This is a genomic window from Pseudobutyrivibrio sp. OR37 (assembly GCF_900113655.1).
Taxonomy (GTDB): Bacteria; Bacillota; Clostridia; order Lachnospirales; family Lachnospiraceae; genus Pseudobutyrivibrio.
In genome coordinates, this window is record NZ_FOQF01000008.1 from 18,529 (window position 1) to 42,568 (window position 24,040).

At 41.0% G+C, this 24,040-nt stretch carries 18 protein-coding genes and 2 tRNA genes; 4 read left to right on the plus strand and 16 right to left on the minus strand.

Annotated elements, in window-relative coordinates:
• Positions 1-159: 159 nt before the first annotated feature.
• Both BM097_RS05520 and BM097_RS05525 read right to left on the minus strand, forming a co-directional pair.
• Positions 160-4,971, minus strand: coding sequence for a hypothetical protein (locus tag BM097_RS05520; protein ID WP_090546742.1), 4,812 nt, complete (start codon positions 4,969-4,971; stop codon positions 160-162).
• 336 nt (positions 4,972-5,307) lie between these two features.
• Positions 5,308-5,934 carry a flavodoxin family protein gene (locus tag BM097_RS05525; protein WP_090546744.1) on the minus strand — a complete coding sequence of 209 codons (627 nt, stop codon included), beginning with the start codon at positions 5,932-5,934 and terminating at the stop codon, positions 5,308-5,310.
• 239 nt (positions 5,935-6,173) lie between these two features.
• Between BM097_RS05525 and BM097_RS05530 the strand changes: the two genes are divergently transcribed.
• Positions 6,174-6,902: a hypothetical protein gene (locus BM097_RS05530; protein ID WP_090546747.1), complete on the plus strand. Its 729-nt coding sequence runs from the start codon at positions 6,174-6,176 to the stop codon at positions 6,900-6,902.
• A gap of 40 nt (positions 6,903-6,942) precedes the next feature.
• Here the strand turns inward: BM097_RS05530 and BM097_RS05535 are convergent.
• From BM097_RS05535 to BM097_RS05545, 3 genes are all read right to left on the minus strand, one after another.
• A tRNA-Leu gene (locus BM097_RS05535) sits at positions 6,943-7,026 on the minus strand.
• Between the two features lie 73 nt (positions 7,027-7,099).
• Positions 7,100-8,368 (minus strand): diaminopimelate decarboxylase, encoded by a 1,269-nt coding sequence (locus tag BM097_RS05540; protein WP_090546749.1) that lies wholly within the window; start codon positions 8,366-8,368, stop codon positions 7,100-7,102.
• Positions 8,365-9,045, minus strand: a complete 681-nt coding sequence (locus BM097_RS05545; protein WP_090546751.1) for a lytic transglycosylase domain-containing protein — start codon at positions 9,043-9,045, stop codon at positions 8,365-8,367. The genes BM097_RS05540 and BM097_RS05545 overlap by 4 nt, the downstream gene beginning before the upstream one ends.
• A 79-nt stretch (positions 9,046-9,124) precedes the next feature.
• On the opposite strand from BM097_RS05545, the gene BM097_RS05550 reads away from it, so the two are divergent.
• Together BM097_RS05550 and BM097_RS05555 are read left to right on the plus strand one after the other, a co-directional pair.
• Positions 9,125-9,196, plus strand: a tRNA-Thr gene (locus BM097_RS05550).
• Between the two features lie 86 nt (positions 9,197-9,282).
• Positions 9,283-10,320 (plus strand): M42 family metallopeptidase, encoded by a 1,038-nt coding sequence (locus BM097_RS05555; protein WP_090546753.1) that lies wholly within the window; start codon positions 9,283-9,285, stop codon positions 10,318-10,320.
• A 49-nt stretch (positions 10,321-10,369) separates the two neighbouring features.
• Here the strand turns inward: BM097_RS05555 and BM097_RS05560 are convergent, their stop codons facing one another.
• Genes BM097_RS05560 through BM097_RS05585 form a run of 6 tightly spaced genes read right to left on the minus strand, consistent with a single transcriptional unit; the run spans position 10,370 to position 16,917 of the window.
• The gene (locus tag BM097_RS05560) at positions 10,370-11,863 is read right to left on the minus strand and encodes an ASKHA domain-containing protein (protein ID WP_177197381.1); all 1,494 of its coding nucleotides are present in this window, start codon (positions 11,861-11,863) and stop codon (positions 10,370-10,372) included.
• Positions 11,853-12,356 carry a metallophosphoesterase family protein gene (locus BM097_RS05565; protein ID WP_090546757.1) on the minus strand — a complete coding sequence of 168 codons (504 nt, stop codon included), beginning with the start codon at positions 12,354-12,356 and terminating at the stop codon, positions 11,853-11,855. Before BM097_RS05565 ends, BM097_RS05560 begins: the two co-directional genes overlap by 11 nt.
• Complete coding sequence (gene rdgB / locus BM097_RS05570) at positions 12,337-12,948, minus strand: RdgB/HAM1 family non-canonical purine NTP pyrophosphatase (protein WP_090546759.1); 612 nt, start codon at positions 12,946-12,948, stop codon at positions 12,337-12,339. Before rdgB ends, BM097_RS05565 begins: the two co-directional genes overlap by 20 nt.
• Entirely contained in the window at positions 12,938-14,005 is a 1,068-nt protein-coding gene (locus BM097_RS05575; protein ID WP_090546762.1) for an N-acetylmuramoyl-L-alanine amidase family protein, read from the minus strand. The genes rdgB and BM097_RS05575 overlap by 11 nt, the downstream gene beginning before the upstream one ends.
• The gene (locus BM097_RS05580) at positions 14,005-15,759 is read right to left on the minus strand and encodes a lectin like domain-containing protein (protein ID WP_090546764.1); all 1,755 of its coding nucleotides are present in this window, start codon (positions 15,757-15,759) and stop codon (positions 14,005-14,007) included. The genes BM097_RS05575 and BM097_RS05580 overlap by 1 nt, the downstream gene beginning before the upstream one ends.
• Positions 15,760-15,765: 6 nt before the next feature.
• Positions 15,766-16,917 (minus strand): THUMP domain-containing class I SAM-dependent RNA methyltransferase, encoded by a 1,152-nt coding sequence (locus BM097_RS05585; protein ID WP_090546910.1) that lies wholly within the window; start codon positions 16,915-16,917, stop codon positions 15,766-15,768.
• A gap of 144 nt (positions 16,918-17,061) precedes the next feature.
• Here BM097_RS05585 and BM097_RS05590 point away from each other — a divergent pair, with 144 nt between their 5' ends.
• Complete coding sequence (locus BM097_RS05590; RefSeq protein ID WP_090546766.1) at positions 17,062-18,213, plus strand: putative glycoside hydrolase; 1,152 nt, start codon at positions 17,062-17,064, stop codon at positions 18,211-18,213.
• A 312-nt stretch (positions 18,214-18,525) separates the two neighbouring features.
• Here the strand turns inward: BM097_RS05590 and BM097_RS05595 are convergent, their stop codons facing one another.
• The 5 genes from BM097_RS05595 to hypF form a co-directional block, all read right to left on the minus strand.
• On the minus strand, positions 18,526-18,909 hold the full coding sequence (locus BM097_RS05595; RefSeq protein ID WP_090546768.1) for a response regulator: 384 nt from the start codon (positions 18,907-18,909) through the stop codon (positions 18,526-18,528).
• Positions 18,910-19,020: 111 nt separating this feature from the next.
• A complete protein-coding gene (gene hypE, locus BM097_RS05600) occupies positions 19,021-20,022 on the minus strand; it encodes a hydrogenase expression/formation protein HypE (protein ID WP_090546770.1) in 1,002 nt (333 codons plus the stop codon).
• 220 nt (positions 20,023-20,242) lie between these two features.
• Positions 20,243-21,286 carry a hydrogenase formation protein HypD gene (gene hypD / locus BM097_RS05605; protein ID WP_090546772.1) on the minus strand — a complete coding sequence of 348 codons (1,044 nt, stop codon included), beginning with the start codon at positions 21,284-21,286 and terminating at the stop codon, positions 20,243-20,245.
• The gene (locus tag BM097_RS05610) at positions 21,286-21,495 is read right to left on the minus strand and encodes a HypC/HybG/HupF family hydrogenase formation chaperone (protein ID WP_028242015.1); all 210 of its coding nucleotides are present in this window, start codon (positions 21,493-21,495) and stop codon (positions 21,286-21,288) included. The genes hypD and BM097_RS05610 overlap by 1 nt, the downstream gene beginning before the upstream one ends.
• Before the next feature lie 77 nt (positions 21,496-21,572).
• Positions 21,573-23,852, minus strand: a complete 2,280-nt coding sequence (hypF, locus tag BM097_RS05615) for a carbamoyltransferase HypF (protein WP_090546774.1) — start codon at positions 23,850-23,852, stop codon at positions 21,573-21,575.
• Between the last annotated feature and the right edge of the window lie 188 nt (positions 23,853-24,040).

A 24,040-nucleotide genomic window follows, 5' to 3' on the forward strand; every position in this document is an offset into this window, starting at 1 on the left:
TGTCTTCTTTTAATGTCTAAAAAAGGAAAAAACGAGATTGAAGCATATCACTTCAATCTCGTTTTCTTCATCGTAGCCTCCACCGCAATGTTAACTTAATGACATTGTCCATGACGGAGGGCAATTTTTATGGGGGTATGAAAGGTATCAATTATGTATTTAGTCATTCTTTTTTCTAAGTGTCATGTAAAGCATGATAGAGCCTGCTGCTACTGTAATAATTGCAAGCCATACGAAGTAGCAAATACCAAGGAAGGTTGGGCATACATGGCAAATCTGACACTTCTCTGGTGCTGAAAGATTAACCTTTACAGCTACTGGCATTTCATCAACACTGTCATACATCAATGCATAGGTAGAGAACTGACCTGTTGAAATTGTGATTGTATCCTTATCATCATCCAAATCCTCAAGTAATGTGCTTACGCCTTCGTGTGCACGCATGATGTAATAATTATCAGACATTCCCTTGTAATTATCTGGAATATCCACAACGATATCTATAGGCTCTGTATCTGTAATCTGATTCCAATCGCTGTCATCTATTCTCATGAACATACTGATGTCGATATAATCTGCCATTGAAAGATTTGGCTTTTCTTCTGCAACTGCTGCAACACCATCAGTAATAACCTGCTTGTCTAATTCAGGAATTGTATCATCATCAAGTGGAATAACCTCAACCTTAATTTCAAGAATACTTCCTGCTGCAACCATTGCATACTGCTCCTCTGTAAGGAGAGATTTTGCTACTGCCTTTGCATCTGCAAGGCCTGCTGTGTTTCTTGATGCCTCTGGAGTTTCAAGCTTTACTACTATAGCGCCTTCGCCCATTACAAGTGCGATAGGCTTTTCCTTTACAGGAACCTTTGCGTTATCTTCAGATTCATTTTCTGCTGCTGCATCACCTGATAATGCTGCATCTGCAAGCTTAATAATTTCACCACCTGTTTCATTGAGCTTATCTAAAAGCTTGATTTTTGAATCATCTGTCATATCGCCCCAGATGTCACCACGGTCGATAATATTGCCCTTATCAATTGCTGTATCTTTATTTTCTGTCTCTAAATCTCCTGCAACAAGCTTCTGAACAGAGTCAGGAAGCTCAACCTTTAATTCCTGTGTTGGCTGTACTTCTTCAAGCTCGGTCTTTAATTTCTGGGCTGGTAGCACTGCTACTGGTGCTGGTGTTGGCTCAGAAGATTGATTCTGAGGAGCTACTGGTGTTGTATCTGTTGTATCTGTTGTATCTTCAAATATATAGTCTATGTATGATGGAGCTGGTGCTGGTTTAGCCTTTGTCTTAAGTGGAATTGCAATCCAGTATGGCTCGTCATTCTTTCCTTGCACATATAAGCGTAATACACCTTCTGTATCTTCTTTGTTTTCTTCAATATTGTATACAATCTTTCCATCGACGATTTTTACATCTGTAATGTAATCCTGGATATCACCAGACATTTCATATTTAATTAATTCTGGCTCCTTGCCAAGCTCTGGTACTTCAAGTGTTCCATTTTCTGTTGACTCTGTTGGAACATTATAAGTCTTTTCAACCTCAACAAAGTTTCTCGTCTGCTTGTTTATAGTAACTGTGTAAGAACCATAGGTAGTTCTGCAGCCATCCTTTGTAGCCTTGTAATATACTGTGTATGTTCCAGCATCTGTAAATTTTGGCTCTGTAGCAGAGTATGGCATTTCAGGGCTTGTGCTGTATGTATTCTTTACGCCATCATCTTCTGTCTCAACTGCTGTGTCCTTTGCTGCGCCATCGTAATCTGCAACTGTATTTTCATGAGGCTTTACTGTTGCTGTAGGCTTTAGAGTAATAGTGATTCCTTTTGAAGGCAATGATGCTGGTGCTTTGTTTGTAGCCTTAACACGAGTCTTTAATGTATAGTCACCTGCTTCCAAACCATCAAATGTGTGGCTCTCGTTTTCGTTTAAGCCAATCCATTTATCTACATTGCTATCTGCATCTGCTATACCATATTCCTGGCCATTTGTACCTGCAGTGATTGTAATAGAATCATCTGTAGTAACGATATAATCCTTACCTACTTCCTCTGGCTTTGATGCATCACCATCATCAAGAGTACCTGCAGAATCAATTTCTGTTGGTGTAGGTCTGTCATTAACATCTACATCTGTTGTGCTGGTTACATCTTCTTCAGTCAAAGAAATGTGTACAGTCTTTCCTAATAAGCTGTATTCCTTTTCTTCTGTATCTGTTCCTTCAAACTTAATTCCGCCTTCACTATTTGCCTTAATCTTATATACTGTGCCTGTCTCATCACCTTCGATAGTTACGTCATAAATTGTATTTGGTTCAAAGCCTTCGATTACTTCCTTTGCATAGTTTACCTTTCCAGAAAGCTGTGAGAAGGTTCTGCTTACATCAGGATCAAGGCTTGAATAATATGATAAGGTTGTTTTTGCTCCTGCCTTAAGAGTACCGCAATCGAATGTAATTGCGATACCTGTGTCGCGTTTGTCAAATCCATCAATACCTGAGTATGAAGCTTCCACTGGTACTGTTGGGATACTGTCAGAATCCATCCATAATGATTCATCGTAAGCACTACTTACTGAAAGATCATTAATAATTGCTGCTCTTGCGCGCTCATCAAATGCTGCAAAGAAGAATCCTTCCTTTGTTTCACCACCTTTTGCAACTACCATTGCACATTGATTTGGAGTATAAGCTATTTTGCTGTTTGGATTACTAATTACTTTATTGAATGTTTCATAACTCCAATTAAGATCTGCATCCTGGTCAGGGTCAAATGCTCTAACCCATCTAACATCTTCTATATCTTTTCCTGTGTTATTTGTAATTTTTACATCTGTGATAAAGAACATATCATTCTCATTGAATGATATAGTCATTTCCATATCAACGCCATCTTTAGTAGTACCTGTTGTAACAGACTTAAGCAAGCCTGCTTTAACATTGGATTTATCAACAGTTGTTGGAGCTACCTTTGGAGATTCCCACTTATCATCACATCTTTCAGCATTATTATTGCTTACTGCTACTCCATCAATCTTATAACCTAAAATATACTGCTCTGCAGGTGAACCTGGTAAGAAGAAATCACCTGTAGTAGATGCATTTCCATTTTCAAAGCCATCACCATCTACACTAAGTCCAAGTTCCGATCTTCCTATTGGATGGAACTTGCTTTTATTATCTGCAGATGGTTCACCTGCTGTACCAAAGGAACCAGTCTTTGCAACACCTACTTCAATATAGTTACCACCAAGGAATACATCACCACTACTATTAGTATCACTGTGTGCCCCTACGAGGCCTGGGTCATCTGTAACTACTAAAGTGTAGCTTGTGCCATCATCCATGGTTACAACCAAAGATTCCTCTGTTGTGAAAGCCTTAAGGGAAACTACATACCAATCCCCTGCTTCACTTTCAGCATAACCGCCAATGCCAGCTGACTGGTCTTCTTCTGGCTTAAGATATTTCTTTGCGTAGAATAGGTTTTCATTAGAGCTTTCTGCTGATACTACAGTTCCTTCAATTCCTACTGCTTCAAGGATTTCAGAAAGTAATACTATAGTTCCGCCCTTCATTACATACTGCAAGCCATTGTAAGTAAACTCTACTGTATAGAAAGAAAAGCCTGTTGTCTCAGCTTCTACTGTATTATATGTGTTTTCAGTTTCAAGCTTCTCAGCTACTGGTGCAGCTGGGTTTGCATCCTTAATATGGTAGATATCTGCCTCAAGGTTTTCAGCCTTTGCTTCCTCCATGGCAAACTCCACCTTTACTGTTCCTTTAGTTGTGTCTGGCTGGATTTCCACACCATCTGCATTAAGAATCTTAATATCAAATGTATATGAAGCTGCAACATTAGCTACTTCATTTTCTGCTTCATGATTTGCTTCTACTGCTTCTTCAGCAACGGCGGTCTCCTCCTCTGTTGCCGCTCTTGCTGTAAGCTGTGCTCCTTCAGGGAATACGCCTTTATCTGCCTTGACGGTAATTACTACTCCGTCAACAACAACGCTTTCATTAAAGAGCTTTGATGTACCGTCTGTTCCAATAATTACCTTAATTGTTGGGACAGCTGCATTTATTGTATAAGCGGTAGGAATGCTTGCCACGTAGATATAGCTTGCACCCTCAATGCTAGAATCAAAGGATGGATTCGAGCTATTTTCTGCGTCAAGCTTCCAGGTTACACCTGTAAGTGTAAGCTCAGATGTTGTTGTGACTGTCTCTGTTGTCTGAACTGTCTCTGCGGCTGGAGCTGTCTCAAGAGTAGTCTGCTCTTCTGTTTCTTCTATAATAGTAGTGTCCTCAGCTGCTTTTACTACCATAGCTGGGAAAAGTTTATCTATAACATAAGCTACTGGATCTGTTGGTTCAGCTGTTTCTGATTCTGCTGGAGTAGCTTCTGCTGGTGTTGGCTCTGCGACTGGTTCTACTGGTGCTGGGTCTGGTGCTGGTTCTGCTGGTGCTGGCTCTGCTGCTGGTTCTGCTGGTGCTGGCTCTGCGGCTAGTTCTACTGGTGCTGGCTCGTCTGATGTAGGCTCTTCGGCTGTCTCAGAATCTGTTTCTTCTGATGTCTCTGCTGGTGCGTCTGTTGTGTCTTCAGTAGCTTCTTCAGTATCAGTTGTTGTGTCTTCAGTTGGAACTTCCTCTGGTGTCTCCTCGTCCTGTGTCACCTGCTCCTCCACTATCACTTCTTTAGTTGTCTCAAGAGTTGCTGTGAAGGAATCCGGAAATACGATATCTGTTTCTTCACCACCAACCTCTATATACTGAACTGCTACATCTTCAGTAAGAGGATTAATTGCTGAAATAACTGAGTTGCTATCAGCTGCTTCATCTTCTGCAAATACTATTGTAGGATTGAAGCCCATTGTTAAAGTCATTACTGATGCAAGTGCTAAAGCCAACGCTCTATTTAATATGTTGTTTCCTTTATAAATCTTTCTACCTTTCATATTGATACCCCCGATCTTTTAATACCTGATAAAGACCTCTAAATCTATATAATAAAAAAGCTCAAATGTACGACTTTGAAAATTCCAAAGTTACACATTTGAGCTTATTCAGTGCTATTGATAAATTTACCGCAATTAGGAAATGGCCAACTTCCCCCTGTCCAACAATGAAGCAATTTCTATTTGGAGTTGGGGTTGGGGTTGGGGTCATTCTAATCATAGCCGTCAATCCTTTCCGCGTTACGTTATAGATTTAATATATTTTGATTATAATATCATTTATGTAACGCTAGTTTGTGACCAGACTATGATTTAATTATAGAAATTTTGTGTTCTCTATTTTCCATCAGGGAAGCTTGTAAAGGAACCTCTTTCAACCTCTGGCTCGCCATATTTTCCCTTTGCATCAGCAAAAGCCTTTATCATAAATGCCATGTTTCTGGCAAGATTTCTCATGGTCTGAAGTCCTTCTAAATCCTTCTTTACATCTTCTGCGCTAAAGCCATGAACCTGGTTCCAATAGGTACTTGTTGCAATTGGCATACCGCTTATTGAAAAGTACTTATTTAATACATCAAAGGTTGCAGTATTTCCGCCTCGACGAGCACTCACTACTGCAGCACCTACCTTCAAGTGCTTTGAAAAGGATGTGCTATAGAATAATCTATCCATAAAAGAAAGAATAGTACCGTTTGGAGAAGCATAGTAAACCGGGCTTCCAACTACTATTCCATCAGCCTCCTCAAATTTAGGAGCTACCTCATTTACCAAATCATCAAAGACGCACTTTCCTTTCTCACCACATTTACCGCAGGCAATACATCCTCTAATGTCTTTGTTTCCTACATGGATGATTTCAGTCTCGATGCCTTCCTTCTCAAAAACTGTCACCATCTCCTGCAAAGCTGTAGCTGTACAACCATTAGCCTTAGGACTACCGTTTAATAGAATCACTTTTGCCATGTTTCTTCCTCCTTTTACACCGGGTGTTACTCTTACCTATTTAAAAGTCTTTTTTGTAAAGCATACCTACTCCACAAATATTTTATACTGTCATATTATACTTCATATCTTCCGAAGAAACACTCTATTTTGAAAACCCAAGGTACCCTAGTGCATTTCAAAAATCACTACATTGAGATTAATTGGTTTAATGGTATAATATCGCCTGTATCAAAATTCACATAGGGAGATTATTAATTATGACAACAAGAAAAAATAAGAAAAAGAAGAAAACCCGCATCTTTTCTATCTGTCTAATAATCATAGCGCTTCTTTTAATAGTAGGCTGTGGTCTTTATATACTTAAGGATAAGCTTGTAAATACAACTGAGACATCTAACTCTCCTGTTGTTAGCACTGAAGTTCAAAATCAATATGATGATGCTTCAGCTGGTACTTCATCTGATGAAAATGCAGAAATTAAAGAGGACTTATTTGGTTTATTCTTAGACGGTAAAATAGATGCTGAATCGATATTAGAAGAAGGTATCGAAGGTCCTATTAATGCTTCTACTCTTGATCTTGAAGGTGATGAATGGGATTCTTATCACTTCTGTGACTACAGAGATGTTAACAATGACGGTGATGCAGAATTAATGCTCTCTGGCCCTTACGGTTATAGCTTCTTCGATATTAGAGATAATAAGGTCATTCTATTCGAAGATGGTCTGGGCACTGGTGCAACATGCCTCTTGGCATATTACAAAAACGCTTACTGGATTGTGCAGGCTCACGCCTGGGAAGATTCTGATGATTTTAGCATGCACAGATACGAAGGTTCTACTCTAGCTGAAACACTAAGATTCGGTAGCGATGCAGATGAAAACGACGAAAAATACTTCTACCGCAGCCTTCCTAACAGCGACGACATAGAAAAAATCTCAGAAGCTGAGTACAACGAACTAATCGATTCTATCCTTCAGGACTAAAAAAAGTGGTCTAGCAATGCTAGACCACTTTTATATATTATGCCGGCTGCGGGACTTGAACCCGCACGATGTTGCCACCAACAGATTTTGAGTCTGCCTCGTCTGCCAATTCCGACAAGCCGGCGTCCGCAGACTAGTATACTAAATCTTGTCTGCGTTTTCAATATGATTTTAGGATTATTTTTCCAAAAAATTATTTATTTTAACAATCCGTCCACGATGCCTAAATTATCAAATGTAGCCAGATAATCCTTGATGGTTTCTGGGCGTCTAATTAGCTTAAATGAGCCGTCTTCCTTAAGTAAGACTTCTGCGCTTTTAAGCTTGCCATTGTAGTTGTAGCCCATTGAATATCCGTGGGCACCAGTGTCGTGGATAAACAGGATGTCACCATCTTCTATTTTAGGAAGCTGTCTATCTACTGCGAACTTATCACAGTTTTCGCAAAGAGAACCTACCACATCATATACGTGATCTTCTGGTGCCCCTTCCTTGCCTAAAACTGTAACGTGATGATATGAACCATATACTGCCGGACGCATCAAATCAACAGCGCACGCATCAACGCCAATGTATTCCTTGTAGGTGTGCTTCTCGTGGATGGCTGTTGTAACAAGGCCACCGTAAGGGCCAGTCATAAAGCGACCCATTTCTGTAAGAATAGCCACATCACCAAGTCCTGCTGGAACCAGGATTTCATCAAATGCCTTATGTACGCCTTCGCCGATAACAGCGATGTCATTTGCCTTCTGATCTGGACGATATGCGATACCAACACCACCTGAAAGATTTACAAATGAGATAGCTATTCCAGTCTTTTCCTTTAGCTCTACAATAAGCTCAAACAATGTCTTTGCAAGTGTTGGATAATAGTCGTTGGTAACTGTGTTTGAAACCAAGAATGCATGGATACCAAATTCCTCTACGCCCTTGCTCTTGAGCACCTGATAAGCCTCAAAAAGCTGGTCCTTAGTCATACCGTATTTGCTGTCTCCAGGATTGTCCATGATGCCGTTTGAAAGCTCATAAACTCCACCTGGATTAAAGCGGCAGCACATCTTTTTAGGGAAATGTCCTACAGTCTTTTCATAAAAATCTATGTGTGTGAAATCATCAAGATTTACAATAACACCTAAATCATCTGCATATTTGAATTCGCTTGCAGGTGTATCGTTAGAAGAGAACATGATATCGTCCTTCTTGAAGCCAAGCTCATCTGAAAGTGCAAGCTCTACATAAGAAGCGCAGTCAACACCGCATCCCTCTTCCTGTAAAATTTTAAGTAAGAATGGATTAGGATTAGCTTTTACTGCAAAATATTCCTTGAAGCCCTTGTTCCAGCTGAAAGCCTTGTTTACAGCCCTTGCATTTTCTCTGATTCCCTTCTCATCATAAATGTTAAAAGGAGTTGGGATAGTCTTTGTAATTTCTTCGATTTGATTTTTTGTAACAAATGGGGTTTTCATAAATAGTTAATCTCCGCTAGTGTGTTTCTAAGTGCAGCATACTCTTCGGTTTCAGGCATTTCCTTAAGCAGGGCTTTTAAGTCGGCCTCTATTTCTGCTTTTGTAGCATTACGGGAAATGTAATTTGTATAAGGTACGTTAGCACCTCTTTGCATGATTGCCTTTACATTTTCCACATAGCTTAAGGTTTCACCGTAAGGTGGAACGCCACCATACATATCTACAGCGTTGCTCCCAGCATTGTAAGCAGCCAATGCTTTATCAAGATCTCCATTATATTCGCTCAGTTTCTGAGAAATATCTTTTGCACCTGCCATGATATTTTCATAGGCGTCAAAAGGATGTGTCAGCTTCAGCTCATTTGCAGTGGCTGGCATTATCTGCATAATACCCATAGCCCCAGTATGGCTTACGGCATTTGGATTAAAGCCGGATTCCTGCTCAGCAATAGCTGTTAATAAGTCATAGCTCACGCCATACTTCTGACTTGCCTCTATAAAGATGTCCTTATAGGAGGTGGCCGTCTTGATGCTATCTGCTACTGTCTTTTGGTTTAATGCCTCTACAAATGCCTTGCTAGTTGCATTTGTATTACTAGTAGAAGTTTCCTTGGTGGGACTTTCTATGATTTCCTCATAGGTAATCATAGAGTCCGATGATGCAACCGAAATTTTCATACTCAATCCCTCATAAAATGACTGTCATCTCTTGACATCGCTATCCAACTTTGATATGCTTTTTCTTGCTGAATAGCAAGCTGGTGTGGCTCAGAGGTAGAGCACTTCCTTGGTAAGGAAGGGGTCACGGGTTCGATTCCCGTCACCAGCTTTTTTTTATTTAGCTATACTTTAGCATAATAAAGTAATGATGTAAACCAATTTTGTACAATTGATTTTATTTTTTAGGAGGCAGATATGAATACAGGAAACTATGTTGATTACATCGTAAAGCAAACAGAGGACATTCTCGCAATCGACAGCCCTACAGGCTTCACTGCAAATGCTGCAAAGCATCTTATTGCTGAGTACGAAAAGCTTGGCTTCAAGCCAGAGCTCACTACTAAAGGTGGCGTACTTGTTGATTTAGGTGGACGCAACGCTGATGACGCTATCCTTATTGAAGCACATATGGATACTCTTGGCGGAATGGTTAGCAAAATAAAGTCTAATGGTAATCTTGAAATCACACCTCTTGGTGGCTTCAATCCTAACAATGGTGAATCTGAAAACTGCCATATCTACACACGTGACGGACAGATTTACGAGGGCACACTACAGCTCAACAATGCATCTGTTCACGTAAATGATGATTACTCTTCTACTACAAGAGAGTTCAACTGCATGGAGGTTGTTATCGACGAAGAAGTTTCCTCTGCAGATGATACTAAAAAGCTAGGCATTATGATTGGTGACATTGTTGCCTTCGAGCCTCGCACAAGAGTTACAAAATCTGGCTACATCAAAAGCCGTTTCTTAGACGATAAGCTTTCTGTAGGTATCCTTTTAGGTCAGGCTAAATACATTGCCGACAACAAAATCACTACAGACAGAAAAATCTACCACCACATCACCGTTTACGAAGAGGTAGGACACGGAGCTTGCGGCACTGTTCCAGCTGGTGTTACTGAAATCCTTTCAGTAGATATGGGATGCATCGGCGAAGGCCTTGATTGTAAGGAAACTCAGGTTAGCATTTGTGCTAAGGATTCTGCTGGCCCTTACAACTACGATGTTGTTACCAACCTTATCAACACTGCAAAGGCCAACGATATCGACTTTGCTGTAGATGTTTACCCACACTATGGTTCTGATGCAGACGCTGCTCTTAGGGCAGGCTATGATGTAAAGCACGGCCTCATTGGTGCAGGTGTTTACGCTAGTCACGGCTACGAGCGTTCTCACAAGAAGGGTGCAGAAAACACCTTCCGACTACTCATTAACTACGTAAAATAATTATAAAAATAGAGCACAGTTACGAAATCGTAATTGTGCTCCTTTTTATCTAACTCAATTTCAAATTATCTAAAAACAGTTCCTGGAACTCTGGCTTCTCGTTTAGAATTACTACTTTTGCATTGTCCTTTATTTCCTGAAGCTCCTCCTCGTTACCTTCGCGAACAAATTTTATTGCACCTCGTAAAGATGTATTTCCTACTGCCTCGAACTTCGGTAGTAGCTCCTCTGGGAATATTCCAATTCCTGCTGCCGACCAAATACCGATAGTAGCCCCTAAACCACCTGATACAAATAAATGGTCAATATCCTCCATCTGAATTTTAGCTTCCTTTATTAGAAGTGTTATGGCGGAATAAATGGCTGCCTTAGCTAATAGCACCTGCTGAATATCCTCTCCTGTCATAATTACATTTTCAGCCACAGGATATCCCTTTTCGCTATACTCATCTACCAGCAATCCACCTTCATCTATAAGGTTATTTCGCCTTAATTCATGGATTAAATCTATCACGCCACTGCCACACAATCCAATTGGCGCCTCGCCACCGATGGTGGTGTAAGTGCATTTTCCTTTGTTAATGCTAAGGTGATTGATTGCACCTCGCACTGCTGCAACACCACAGCTTAAGCTCGCTCCCTCAAGGGCCGGTCCTGCCGAAGCAGATGTGCAATAATATGTCTTTCCATCAAATAGAACCAGCTCCGCATTGGTTCCCATGTCTACCAAAAGAAAGCTTCCTCTATCCTTCAGATAATAAAGTCCCGATACTATATCGCCGCCTACAAAAGCGCTGATGCCAGGCATAAAGAAAATATTTTTTCTGTCCTTTACAAACTTCACGCTATCAAGTGTATATGGCACAAATGGATACCTTGCAAAGCCATCTACCACCATTCCCAGGAAAAGATGTGTCATGATGCTGTTGCCGCTAAAAACAATTTTATGCATCAAAAAATTCTCGCCAAGCAAATCCTTGCCAAGATTAATTAAATCGTTTCTAACGCAATCCATAAGCTCCTGTCCGTGGCCATCCATAGCGGCCTTAACACGGCTCATAACATCTGCACCAAAGCGTATCTGCGAGTTGGTACAATTGCGCTGACGTAGTATTTTTCCAGTGGATAAATCAACGATAGCTGTAGCAATAGTGGTAGTGCCAATATCCACAGCAATTCCGATATTTTCTCTTTCAAGAGTTTCATCCTCGGAAACCTCATCCATTAATACTGATGTTATTTCCGAAGTCAAAGACGTTGGTACTTCGATTTTACAATCACGAGTGATTATACATTTGCATCCCAATCGATAGCCTGCACGCATATCTGAAAAATCCAATGCACGCTCGTCATAAGATGTCATTGGTGGCATTCCATAGACAAACTTAATGACACAGCTAAGGCACTTAGCCACGCCACCACAAGGGCGATAAAAGCTAAGTCCCAACTGATTCATTGCCTCTATGAAGCTGATTGGTTCATCCGACAGTAGAGTATATTCCCTCTGTGGATCTGCACCTACAATAACAATTCTAATTTCCATGGCCTCTGTCATATTCCTCTAACGAATGTAAATCCATTTTGAACTCACCTTCATTATCTACCAAAATTGTCATATAAGTGTGTTCACGACTATTTTGTCTTGGAAATGCTATACTTCCAGGGTTTGCGATGATTAAATCCTGGTAATGATCGATGGTAGGCACATGTGTATGACCGTAAAGAACAATGTCGCAGCCCTTCTGATGAGCAACCTCTGCTATTCTTTCGTAGCCATAATTCACGCCATAGCCATGACCGTGGGTAAGAAGCAACACGTGCTTTCCAACCTCTAAAACAATATCTCCTGGAAGATTAGTGCCCCAATCGCAGTTGCCACATACGCATTCTACTGGAGCCTCCGTCATCATCCAAAGACTATCCTCAACACCCTGGCCATCACCAAGATGATAGATTCTATCTGGCTTTTCTATATGAATGGCATCCCTAAGATTTTCAGCTCTGCCATGAGTATCACTAACAACCAATATTTTCATGATTAACAATTTCTTCCTTTATCATTCTAAGAGCCTTGCCACGGTGGCTGATGGCATTTTTATCCTCTGGACTAAGACTGGCTGTGCTAACATCCTTGTCCCAAAGATAAAAGATTGGATCGTAGCCAAAGCCATTTTCACCCATTGGCTCATAGCCTATATAACCTTCGATAGTGCCGCGAACGCAGGCTTCCTTTCCATCAGGAAAAACTGCTGAAACTGCGCATACGAATCTTGCACTTCTGTCCTGCTTTTCAACACCCTCTAATCTTTCGATTAAATTGGCGTTTTTAATATCGTAGGATGTGTCCTCACCCATGTATCTGGCAGAATAAATGCCAGGCTCCTTGTTAAGAGCGTCAATCTCCAAACCGCTATCATCAGCAAGCACAATCGCATCCTTCGCATGCTCTGCAACAGCCCTTGCCTTGATAAGTGAATTCTCCTCGAAGGTAGTGCCATCCTCTACAATATCAACATCAATTCCAGCTTCCTTCATGGACTGAATATCATATCTGTCCTCACCAAGAATTTCACGAATCTCTCGCATCTTGTTAGCATTACCTGTTGCAAAAATAATTTTAGTTTTCATCTAAATACTCTAGCACTGCATCGTAAAGTGCCTGTGCTGCCTTTCTTTGATATTCTTTATCTTGAAGATTTTCAAGTTCCTTTTGATTAGTCATAAATCCAACCTCCACAAGGGCCACTGGAGATTTGGACATACGTATGATGTAGACCTCGTCGCCTACCACTGTTCCTTTAGATTTGGAACCAAGCTCCCCTAAAAGATGGTCTAGGCAAAGACTGGCAAATTTCTTAGATTCTCCAGAAGAATCACCGCCCTCGTACATAACCTCGCTACCATTGATGGAAGACATACGACCAGAGGCAGTAGAATTATTGTGAACCGACAGGAACACATCAGCCTTGGAATCATTAGCCAGCCCTACTCTGTTTTCAAATGATGGATTACTATCATCCGTACGTGTGTAGTAAACGCCAATGTTCTTGTCGCATCTATCAAACTTACGCTTTAGCTCCAAAACTATATCAAGATTAATATCCTTTTCGTAAACGCCCATTTTGGTGGCTCCTGGAACATTGCCACCATGGCCTGCATCTATAACAACAATCTTGTCGTAAACCTCATGTGGGTCTACAAAATCGATATAAATATATTCACCTTCCGATGTCATCTGGGCCTCTAAAACCCTATCCAAAGTGATTTCGATAACACCAACAAGATTCTCACTAGCATAAGTAATATCTGTGATATTGTTTGATTCGCCTAGCATTGGATACTCATCAAAATAATCCTTGCCGATTCCATTAATTGAAATCGCAATATTTTTATCTACATGAAAATTCTCAATGCTAACACTGGCACTCGTAACATTTTGTGGCAGTGTCAATCGAATTTGATGCCCCTTTAATACAGTTTTTCTTGTTTCTTCTCCCTCGCCCTGTAGCTCCATATCACTGGCTTTCAACATATCCATAACTGATACTCTTCCCCCAGTGAGCTTGCTGTCCTCTATCTTCAGAGCAATTATGTGCATGTTTGGCACATAAATCAAAATGCAGCTCATTATTATCGCAACAGCAAGAATAATCGCTGTAAAGGCGCCCATGACCCTTCGTTCCATTATTGCCTTACCTTACTAGCCTCATCCTCAAAAACTTCCATAACATTATTTGCATAGGCCTTAATGCAAAGGTTGGACTTAACTGCATCCTCAACATTTTCCCAATCCAATCCATTATTGCTTATAAAGCCCTTTCCGTCTGTGATATCCACCGCCTGGGTCATCTTGTCAGTAGCGTATTCCACTGCAAGAGGACGCTTGGTTTCTGGTGTATTCACATATAAAACTATAGCAAAGCTTTCTCCCTTTTTAACTGTCTTTGCTGAGTTGAACTTAATAGTGTAATAGCCTTTTTCAACAACAGTGCCTGATGCCACTAGTTCCTTCTCAGACAATGTGCTGGTGTTTTTATAATTTGGCACAAAATAAACCTGATAGTTTGTGTTTTTCCCCAAAGCGTAAAAGCCTGCAGCTTCTATTTGCTGGTCGGCATCTGCCTCAAAGGTATTTGCGCCATAAGCCCATTCCTTGTTGTAACCTATCTGGCCTACCCATCCACATAAATCTGACTGATAGATATAATTATATGTGTTATTGGTATCAGCCTTTACGTAGGAAACCGCCTGGTTACCAATGTTGGAATCGTAATAAGAAATATAAAACACTCCGTCATCACCAAAACCTGTACCCCAACTGTTTTGGCAGATGAAAGCTCCATCCTTTGGAACCTCTTCACTGAAATTTTCAGCAGGATATTTGTCATCCCAGCCGATAATTACTACATCATGATTAGGCTTAGAATTGCCTGTGTAGCAATATGAATTAGTCCTTCGATTATAGCTGCTTGAACGATTCAGATTTGACGTGGAAACACTTGCGTATATTGATGATGAAACTCCACCATATTGATATACCGCCTGTTTGATTTCATCCAGATTCTCTGAATCATAGAAATGAGCCTCCTGCAAATGAACCTGAAACTCATTATCATTATTTGAAGTAAGTGTGCTTATCAGATTGTTAGAATCGTCCTTTTCCAAGGATGGTCCTTGCCAAGACAAAAGATATGCCAGGGCCATGGTATACTTTCCGCCTGCCGATTCATCTAGTCCAAAGCTGTTGTCTTTTATCATTGAATCCACCGAAAACAAGTAAGGCTTTGCTGGTAGTAAGGAGGATTCAAGGGCCTCTAAAGAGGCGCATGCCCAACAGGTGGCTGTAGAGCCCTGATTTCTGATTGTGCTTACTCTATTTACACTTCGTAAATCGTATGTTGTGGGAAGATTGGGAACCTTGTCGTATTCGATGCTTACAGTGTATGCGCTTTTGTCATAGCTGTAATCGTATCCAAATACATCGCACAAATCCTCCAGCCCCACATAAAGCTCTCCCAAATGTATGGAAGGCTCGATGGTCAGCTTCATATCGTCGCCATTTTCTGCGGCGGTCTTGCTGCCTTCCATGAATTCATAAATACTATTTGTAATCTGGACCACGGCGCTCTTATCATCTTCCATGAAGGCCGAGCCCTTCAATTCGCTTTTAATAAAATCCAACGAGCCTACCGGATTAAGCTTGTCATCAAGTATTACCTCGGAATTATTAGAAACGAATTGATTTCCATTTATGTAAACTCTAAGCTGTCCAGCGTCGTTGAGATTCTTCGACATGAGAGGGTACAAAACATCCTCGTTAAGAGTAGCCCCTCGAAAGGTCTCAACTGCCGCGTATCTGTCATTCCAATTATTCAATTTCCAAATCAGTGTCACTGCAATGATGATTGTAAAAACCAAAATTCTCTTGGAAAATTTCATTTATAATTAGCCCTTCTTCTTAGGTTTAGGTCCCAAAAACTGATAAAAGTATGTCTTTATCATTCCATTATATATCTTTCTATTTTTGTCTGCCTTTCTGCCGATAGACTTTGGCGCATCCTCGTAGCTGGTGATTACGTACATAGACCAACTATCAAGTGCCTTGAAGGCATCACCAAGTTTGCCGTAGATGGCAGGTAAATCCCTTTTATCCTCAAGTCTCTCACCGTAAGGTGGATTGGTAAGAATGAAGCCGAACTTCTTAGGATGACGTAAATCTGCCACGTCTCTTGCCTGGAAATGAATCATGTGATCCACACCTGCCTGCTTGGCATTAAGGCGAGCAATCTTAACCATCTCTGGGTCAATATCAAAGCCCTGTAGGTCGCATTCTACTGATGTATCAACATCTGCTCTAGCCTCGTCAAAGCAATCCTTCCAAGTCTTTTGATCTATAAGATTGTCCCAATCCATTGATGTAAATTCCCTGTTAAGACCAGGTGCAATATTGGCTGCAATCATGGCTGCTTCAATCAAAAATGTACCTGAACCACAGAAAGGATCCACAAGGATTCTGTCTGGATGCCATGGTGTAAGCTGGATAAGAGCTGCTGCCATAGTTTCAGAAAGTGGAGCCTTACTTGTGTAGGTTCTGTAGCCCCTCTTGTGAAGTGGTGTACCTGTTGAATCCAGAGTAACCACAACCTCGTCCTTTAATAGGAAGATTCTGACAGGATACTCGGCGCCAGTCTCCTCAAACCAGTTGATATCATAGTAGGACTTCATGCGCTCTACCATGGCCTTCTTAACTATAGACTGAATATCTGTAAGGGAAAAAAGCTTACTTTTAACAGAGGTAGCCTTTGTAACCCAAAACTTACCATCCTTTGGAATATAGTTTTCCCATGGCAAAGCCTTGATGCCCTGGAAGAGCTCCTCAAAGGTGGTGGCACGGAAACGACCTACCTCAACAAGTACGCGTTCTGCAGTACGAAGATGGATGTTGGCGCGGCAGATGGCTTCTGCATCACCAGTGAAGGTTACTCTTCCATCCGTAACCTCTGTGATATCGTACCCCAAATCATATATTTCTCTTTTAAGTGGTGCCTCAAGTCCGAAATGACATGGGCAACTAATTGTAAAAATTTCTGTTCTCATATTACTCTTTCTAAAAATCATTTTTATATATATTATAGCCATTTTGCCCCCTTCATACCACTGTAAAATCGTGGATATTAATAGATGTTTACTGGATGTTTTTGTTGTACAATGGTGTAAACACAGAAATAAGAGGGAGTTTAAATGAGACGTATATTTTCTGCAGGTGCAGTTGCACTATTTTTAGTACTTTGTATTCTAGTATCTTACAACGATTCAACTATCATTATTTCAGGGGAAGAGCCAGCCTTGGCAGCTTGTCCAGTGGAAGATGATTTTTCTTTGAGTTCCTACAAAAACAATCACGTTAAAGTAAAAGGTATATACATCACTGGCCCAACCGCCGGCACCGAGCGTATGGATGAAATTATTCAGCTTATTAACGATACTGAATTAAACGCTATCGTTTTGGATGTGAAGGATGATAATGGTAACATTTCCTTCAAAATGGATAATAATGACGCTATAGAAACTGGAGCTTGCATTCCATACATTTCCGATATTAATCAGCTTATGAAAAAGCTTAAGGACAATAATATTTACGTAATTGCAAGAATTCCTTGCTTCAAGGATCCTACATTGGCTGCAGCAAAGCCTGACCTTGCCCTGCGCACTCTTTCTGGTGATGCTGTCACTGATGCAAACGGCAATGCTTGGGTAAATCCATGCAAGGAAGAGGTTTGGAACTATATAATCAGCCTTGCTAAAAGCTGTGCCGATTTAGGCTTCGATGAAATTCAGCTTGATTATGTTCGCTTTCCTGTCGGCGTCAACGCAGACATGGCATATTACGGGGCCCCATCTGATGATGAGAGTCGACAAAAATACATAAATGATTTTATTTCAAAAATCACTGATGCCCTTCATGAGCAGGATATTCCTGTTACTGCTGATGTGTTTGGAACCATCATCAAAAGCTCTCTGGATTCAAAGCATATTGGACAGGACTACAAAAATCTGGCTTCTTCTTTAGATTGCCTTTGTCCTATGATTTATCCTTCACATTATGCCAGCGGCGAGTTCGGATTAGAAACTCCTGATGCCAATCCTCACGATACTATTTACATGGCCCTTGATGGTTCAAAGCAGGTGTTAAAGGACATTCCTGAAGATGAATGTGCTGTAATTCGTCCATGGCTACAGGCCTTCACCGCTTCCTGGGTGGAAGGTTATATTGATTATGATGGAGCTGCCATAAGAAAAGAGATTGATGCCGTATATGAAGCTGGCTACGATGAATGGATTCTTTGGAATTCTAAAAGTAATTACACTTCCGATGGGCTAAAATGTCAGTAAAGTCAATATAAACTTCTGGATTTTTAAATTTTCAGCTAAAATTCAGATTATTTTTATTGCAAAGTTTTAGATTGTATATTATAATCTTTCTCGTAACTAGGAGTTTCCTAGTTTCACCCTTATTAATTATTTATACTCCCCTCAAAAAGACCGAGAATTCGGTCTTTTTCTTTTGTCTAATTTTATCTTCACAGGTTCACGGAAAACTAATTGTGCAAAATTAGTTTCCCGTTGCGCCACATCATTTATTTTTTGTGCACAGGCAAAAAAAGAGACTGCAAATGCAGTCTCCGTAAAATCATTATTCAATTATCATTTAAAATGAGCTAGCGCCTCCGCGAATCTAACCTCATCAAAAGGCTTAATAACAAAATCCTTTGCGCCTGCTTCGATAGCCTCAATAACATAGCACTTCTGCCCCATAGCGCTTACGACAAGGATTTTGGCATCTGGATCAAATTCAATAATCTGTTTGATAGCATCAATACCATTGGAGCTACGACCTATAGTATGTCCATCTACAGTCATTGTGATATCCATGGTTACTATATCAGGCTTTAATTCTTTGTATCTTGCAACCGCTGCATCAGAGCAATCGGCTTCAGCTACAACAGTACAGCCATTTTTTTCAACTTCGTTTTTGACGACAGCTCGCATAAACCTTGAATCGTCGACTATCAGTACTGTTTTACCCAAAGGTCATCCTCCTCACTATTATTGTTAATGGATGATTTATGGTTATTATAGCACAAGATATATCGAACTGAATATGAACATTATGTTAAATGTTGGCGACGCTGTGTATTACTAGCAAATACGAGGCAATCCTTCGCCTTGAAGAATGTCTAAAAATCTTCTTCCACCTATTTTTGTTTTCATTACAAGAGCACCCTTTTCAGAATCATCGGAAGGATTCTTTACCTCTCCAATGACACAGGCATTCTCGCCGTACTTACTGCTTCTGATAAGCTCGACTGCCTTATCAGCGTACTCTCTAGGAACTATAGCTACCATCTTGCCTTCATTTCCCATGTACATTGGATCAAGGCCAAGCAAACCGCAGAAGGACTGAACCTGAGCATCCACTGGCACTGAATCCTGTGCTAGCTCAAAAGTAAGGCCACTTGAAAGAGCAAGCTCCTTCAATACTGTAGCAAGTCCACCTCTTGTCACATCTCTAAGAACATGTACTGGCACCTTTGCATCAGTAAGCTTCCCAACCATCTCCTGAAGAGGAGCATTATCACTAACGATTGTATTCTTGATTCCCATACGCTGGCTAAGAACTGTGGCATGATGGTCACCAACATTACCAGATACAATAATCACATCATCTACTGTGGCATTTTTAGCCTTAATATCCACGCCCTTTGGAACAAAGCCTACACCTGCAGTATTAATATAAATACCACCATTTCCTTCGATAACCTTTGTATCACCGGCAACAATCTTTACTCCAGCTTCGTTTGCTGTTTCAGCCATTGATTTCACAAGTCTTCTGAGTGTTTCCACATCAGCGCCCTCTTCCAGAATAAAACCGCATGTAATATATTTAGGAACTGCGCCTCTCATGCACAAATCATTTACAGTACCGCAAATACAAAGTCTACCGATATCTCCGCCTGGGAACTCCAAAGGAGTTACGACAAAGCTATCTGTTGTCATAGCGATTGTGGCATCGCCTGGGACGACGGCGGCGTCCTCCATCTCAGAAAGCACATCGCTATTAAACTGTGCCTCAAATATTTCTCTTATCAATTCTCCAGTTGCACGGCCGCCTGAGCCATGCTCCATAATAATTTTCTCCATATCTGTATCTCCACTTTAGTCCGCGTTGTTACGTTAACAAGCATTATTATTCCTCACTCGACTAATGTCTCGTTCGAAACAATAATAGCTTGTTAACTACAACGCTCACTTAAATTTATTATACACACTCTCATCCAATATCTTCTTCAAAACGATAATAGCTTGTTAACTACGAAGCTCACTTAATTATTATAACGTATCTAATAGATATATTTTCGTGTTAACGTCTTACCAAATACGCGTTGAAGCAGCTACCTTCTTCGGATACCATGCAGGCACCCTCTGGGGACATTGGGGTGCATACCTTGCCGAAGAGTGGGCAATCCTTTGGGGTTGCTTTGCCCATTAGGATGTCGCCGCAGCGGCAGGCTTTGTTGCGCTTGTTGTCCTCATCTAATCCTGCGCTTCCTGCGTCAAAGCGGGCATATTCATCCTTTAGCATCAGGCCTGAGCCAGGGATGATGCCCATGCCTCTCCATACCACATCTGCAGGAACGAAATATTTATTTAACTGACGTGTGATAATATCATTCTGGCCTGCATCTACCACTGATGTGTAGTAGTTCTTTACCTGTGGCTGATGCTTTATTATCATCTGAACCAAGCCGTAGATTGCAATTACCAGCTCCTGATCGCCAAAGCCCGAAACTGCAAAAGGTATTTGATATTTGTCAGCAAGCCCGTTGAAATAATCTGCTCCTGTAACGGCACTTACGTGGCCTGGGGCGATAAAGCCATCGATGGCTGCGCCGTGGTCACACAAATAAGATATAGCACCTGGCATTGTCTTAAGTGCTGTAAGGATACGAATATTTGTAAGATTCATTGCTATAGCATTATCTAAAAGCAATGTATAAACTGGAGCAGTGGTTTCAAAACCAACTGCTGCAAATACATAATTTCTATCAGGATGCTCCTTTGCCAATCCCAAAACATCCATTGGAGAATAAACCATCTCCACCGAGCCGCCTCTGCCCTTTGCCTCATTAAGGCTTTCCTTCGAGCCAGGGACTCTAAGCAAATCTCCGAAGGTGGCAACTGTAGTGCCCTCCTCCAAGCTAAGCTCTATAAGCTTATCAATATATGCTGTAGGTGTAACGCATACAGGGCAGCCAGGGCCTGATAAAAGCTGAATATTAGGTGAAAGCAAATCCCTAATGCCATGCTTTGCAATAGCATGAGTATGGCTTCCACAAACCTCCATCAAACGAACTGGTGCGCCATCGTATGTTCTTAAAAAGTCAACAATTTCACTGATTTCCATTAGCCCTCAAGGCCTCCCATAAGTTCAAGAATCTCTTCGGCCTCATCCTTCTTAAGTGTCTGGATGACACAGCCTGCGTGAACTAATGCATAATCGCCCTCGTTTACATTAACAAGTCCTGCGTATGCTTCAACCTCGTTACCATTGAAATCTACTGTTACTTTTCCATCCTTTTTCTTTTTAACTAATCCTGGTATTGCTACACACATAATTATTACCTCTTAAACCAAAACTTACTGCTACTAGTTTAGCACAATTTATCATGAAGGATTGTATAAAATATTGGTCAGCTTTGCCTTGAAATTAGGTACGCCTGCCCAAGGCAAAGTCCCCCATCTCCCGGTGGAAGCTGCTGGGAAGTATAAACGCTAAAGCCTCTTTCTTCCAATCCCTTTATTACCCCTTCTAACAGGATACGATTCAGGAAGGTTCCTCCTGATAGAGCTATCTGTTTTTTATCATCAAGCTGTGACGCATTTTTCTCTGCGATACTGACAACATATTTTGCCACCCCATCTATAAAGCCTCTGGCAAGACTAGCTTTTGATGCTCCATTTGATATCGCATATACGATATCTTCAAACAGCTTTTTTGTATCTCCATTTTCATCTATTGATAATGGGTACGAATCATTTGTTAAAGCCGCCACATTTTCAAGCTCAATTGGAGCCTGGCCTTCGTAGGAATTGTAGTGACATATTTCAAGAAGGGCCGATACTGCATCAAACAATCTTCCCATGGATGTGGATGTGACTGTGTTTATATTGTTATCAATGGCCGCTTTTATAAGCTGCTGCTCCATGGAATCCTTGTTTGCATCTGGTAGCTGTAGCCCATAGTTATGAAGCATCCCCGTCAAAATGGTATCGCAATTCTTAGCGCCTTCATCTCCGCCTATAAGCTTCATAGGCTTCAGGTGAGCAATTCGCGTCATCTCAGATATTCCATCCCACAGGAATGTTTCGCTTCCCCATATACTTCCATCATCACCATAGCCTGTTCCATCAAATGCGAAACCAAGCACCTTACCTGTTAGCTTATGTTCTGCAATCACCGATGCAACATGGGCTTTATGATGTTGAATCTGAATTAGCTTCAGATTAGCATTCTCAGCTGCCTCTTCTCCTGATTTTCTGCTGAAATAGCCAGGGTGCTTGTCCACTGCCATAACTTCTGGCGCAAATCCAAATATACGCTCCATAGCCGCCTTTTCATTCTGATAGAAATGCTGACAGCTAACGGATTCCATATCACCTAAATACTGGCTCACATAGGCTAATCCATTTTTCACATAGCAAAAGCTGGATTTAAGATCTCCACCTGCCGCAAACAATTCACCTGAGATATCCACACTGATAGGGTTTGGAACATAGCCCCTTGCACGTCTTATGAACTGCTGTCTACCGCAAACCACCTTCATTACAGAATCATCCATTGGACGAAGGATTCTTCTGTTATGGCTAAGTATTCCAATTGGAGTGTCCTCTATCTCTTTTGAAGCCACTCTTTCCTTTAGCCAGTTAAGCATTTTATTATCATCCGTTTCAAGCACATCCCCACTGGCATTTCCACTAGTCATAATGATTGGGCCAAGCTTTTCTGCCAGCAAAATCTGCACAGGATTACATGGAAGCATGGCACCTATAGAAGGACTGGTTAGACATACGTTGTCTGCAAGCTTCTTTTTATTATCGTATATATGTTTTAACAAAACGATAGGTCTGGCAGGGCCTTCCAAAAGCTCCTGCTCCTGGTCATTTACCTCGCAATAATCCCTAACAGAATCCACATCAGGGAACATCACTGCAAATGCCTTTGCCTCCCTATGCTTTAATATTCTAAGAGCAGCCACAGCCTTCTCATCAAAGGGATTACAGCACAGATGATATCCACCAATATCCTTCACCGCCAGGATTCCACCTGCTGCAATAACATCAACTGCCTTTTCAAATGTATCTTCTGATTTTTCTACACCTGCCACCTGCTCAAAAGAAAGCCTTGGGCCACAGTCCTTGCAGGCAATAGTCTGGGCATGACGTCTCCTATCCAGCTTTCCTGTATATTCCTTCTCACACTCTGGGCACATTTCAAAATCACCCATGGTGATAGTATCTCTATCGTATGGCAAGCTTTCTATTATGGAATATCTAGGCCCACAGATAGTACAGCTAATAAATGGATGCAAATATCTTCTGTTGTTAGGATCTAGCAATTCCTCTTTACATTTATCACAGGTACAAATATCCGCAGGAATCAGCGGAAGATTTGCCTTCACATCACTGTCAGATTCAATAATCTTAAACTGATGAGCTGATGAAAGCTCCACATCACTTTCTTGAAGCTCCTCTTCATCGATTGATGTGACAAATCCTCCTGTTGGCACATCCTTGCTAAGCCTGTTCTTTAACTCATCAAGCTTTGTCTCATCTCCTAATGCTACCACAGTAACAATGCCGCCAGTATTTCTAACATATCCTTCTATATTAAGTTCATCTGCCAGCTTGGCCACCCAAGGTCTATATCCAATCCCCTGCACCAAGCCCTTAATCGTATATTTCCTAATCATCAAACTTTCCTTCAACAATAGTCTTTGCCTATTTTAACACTTTCTAACGAATATTTCACTTTGTATGCAGAACCGCATCTCTTAATCGGCTAATGCAATACTTGAATTGACATGTCGAGAAAGACTCTAGGCCCTATCTTAGTTGCCTTGGAACGAGCTTAGTAAAATAAAAAGTGAGTTTCACATAT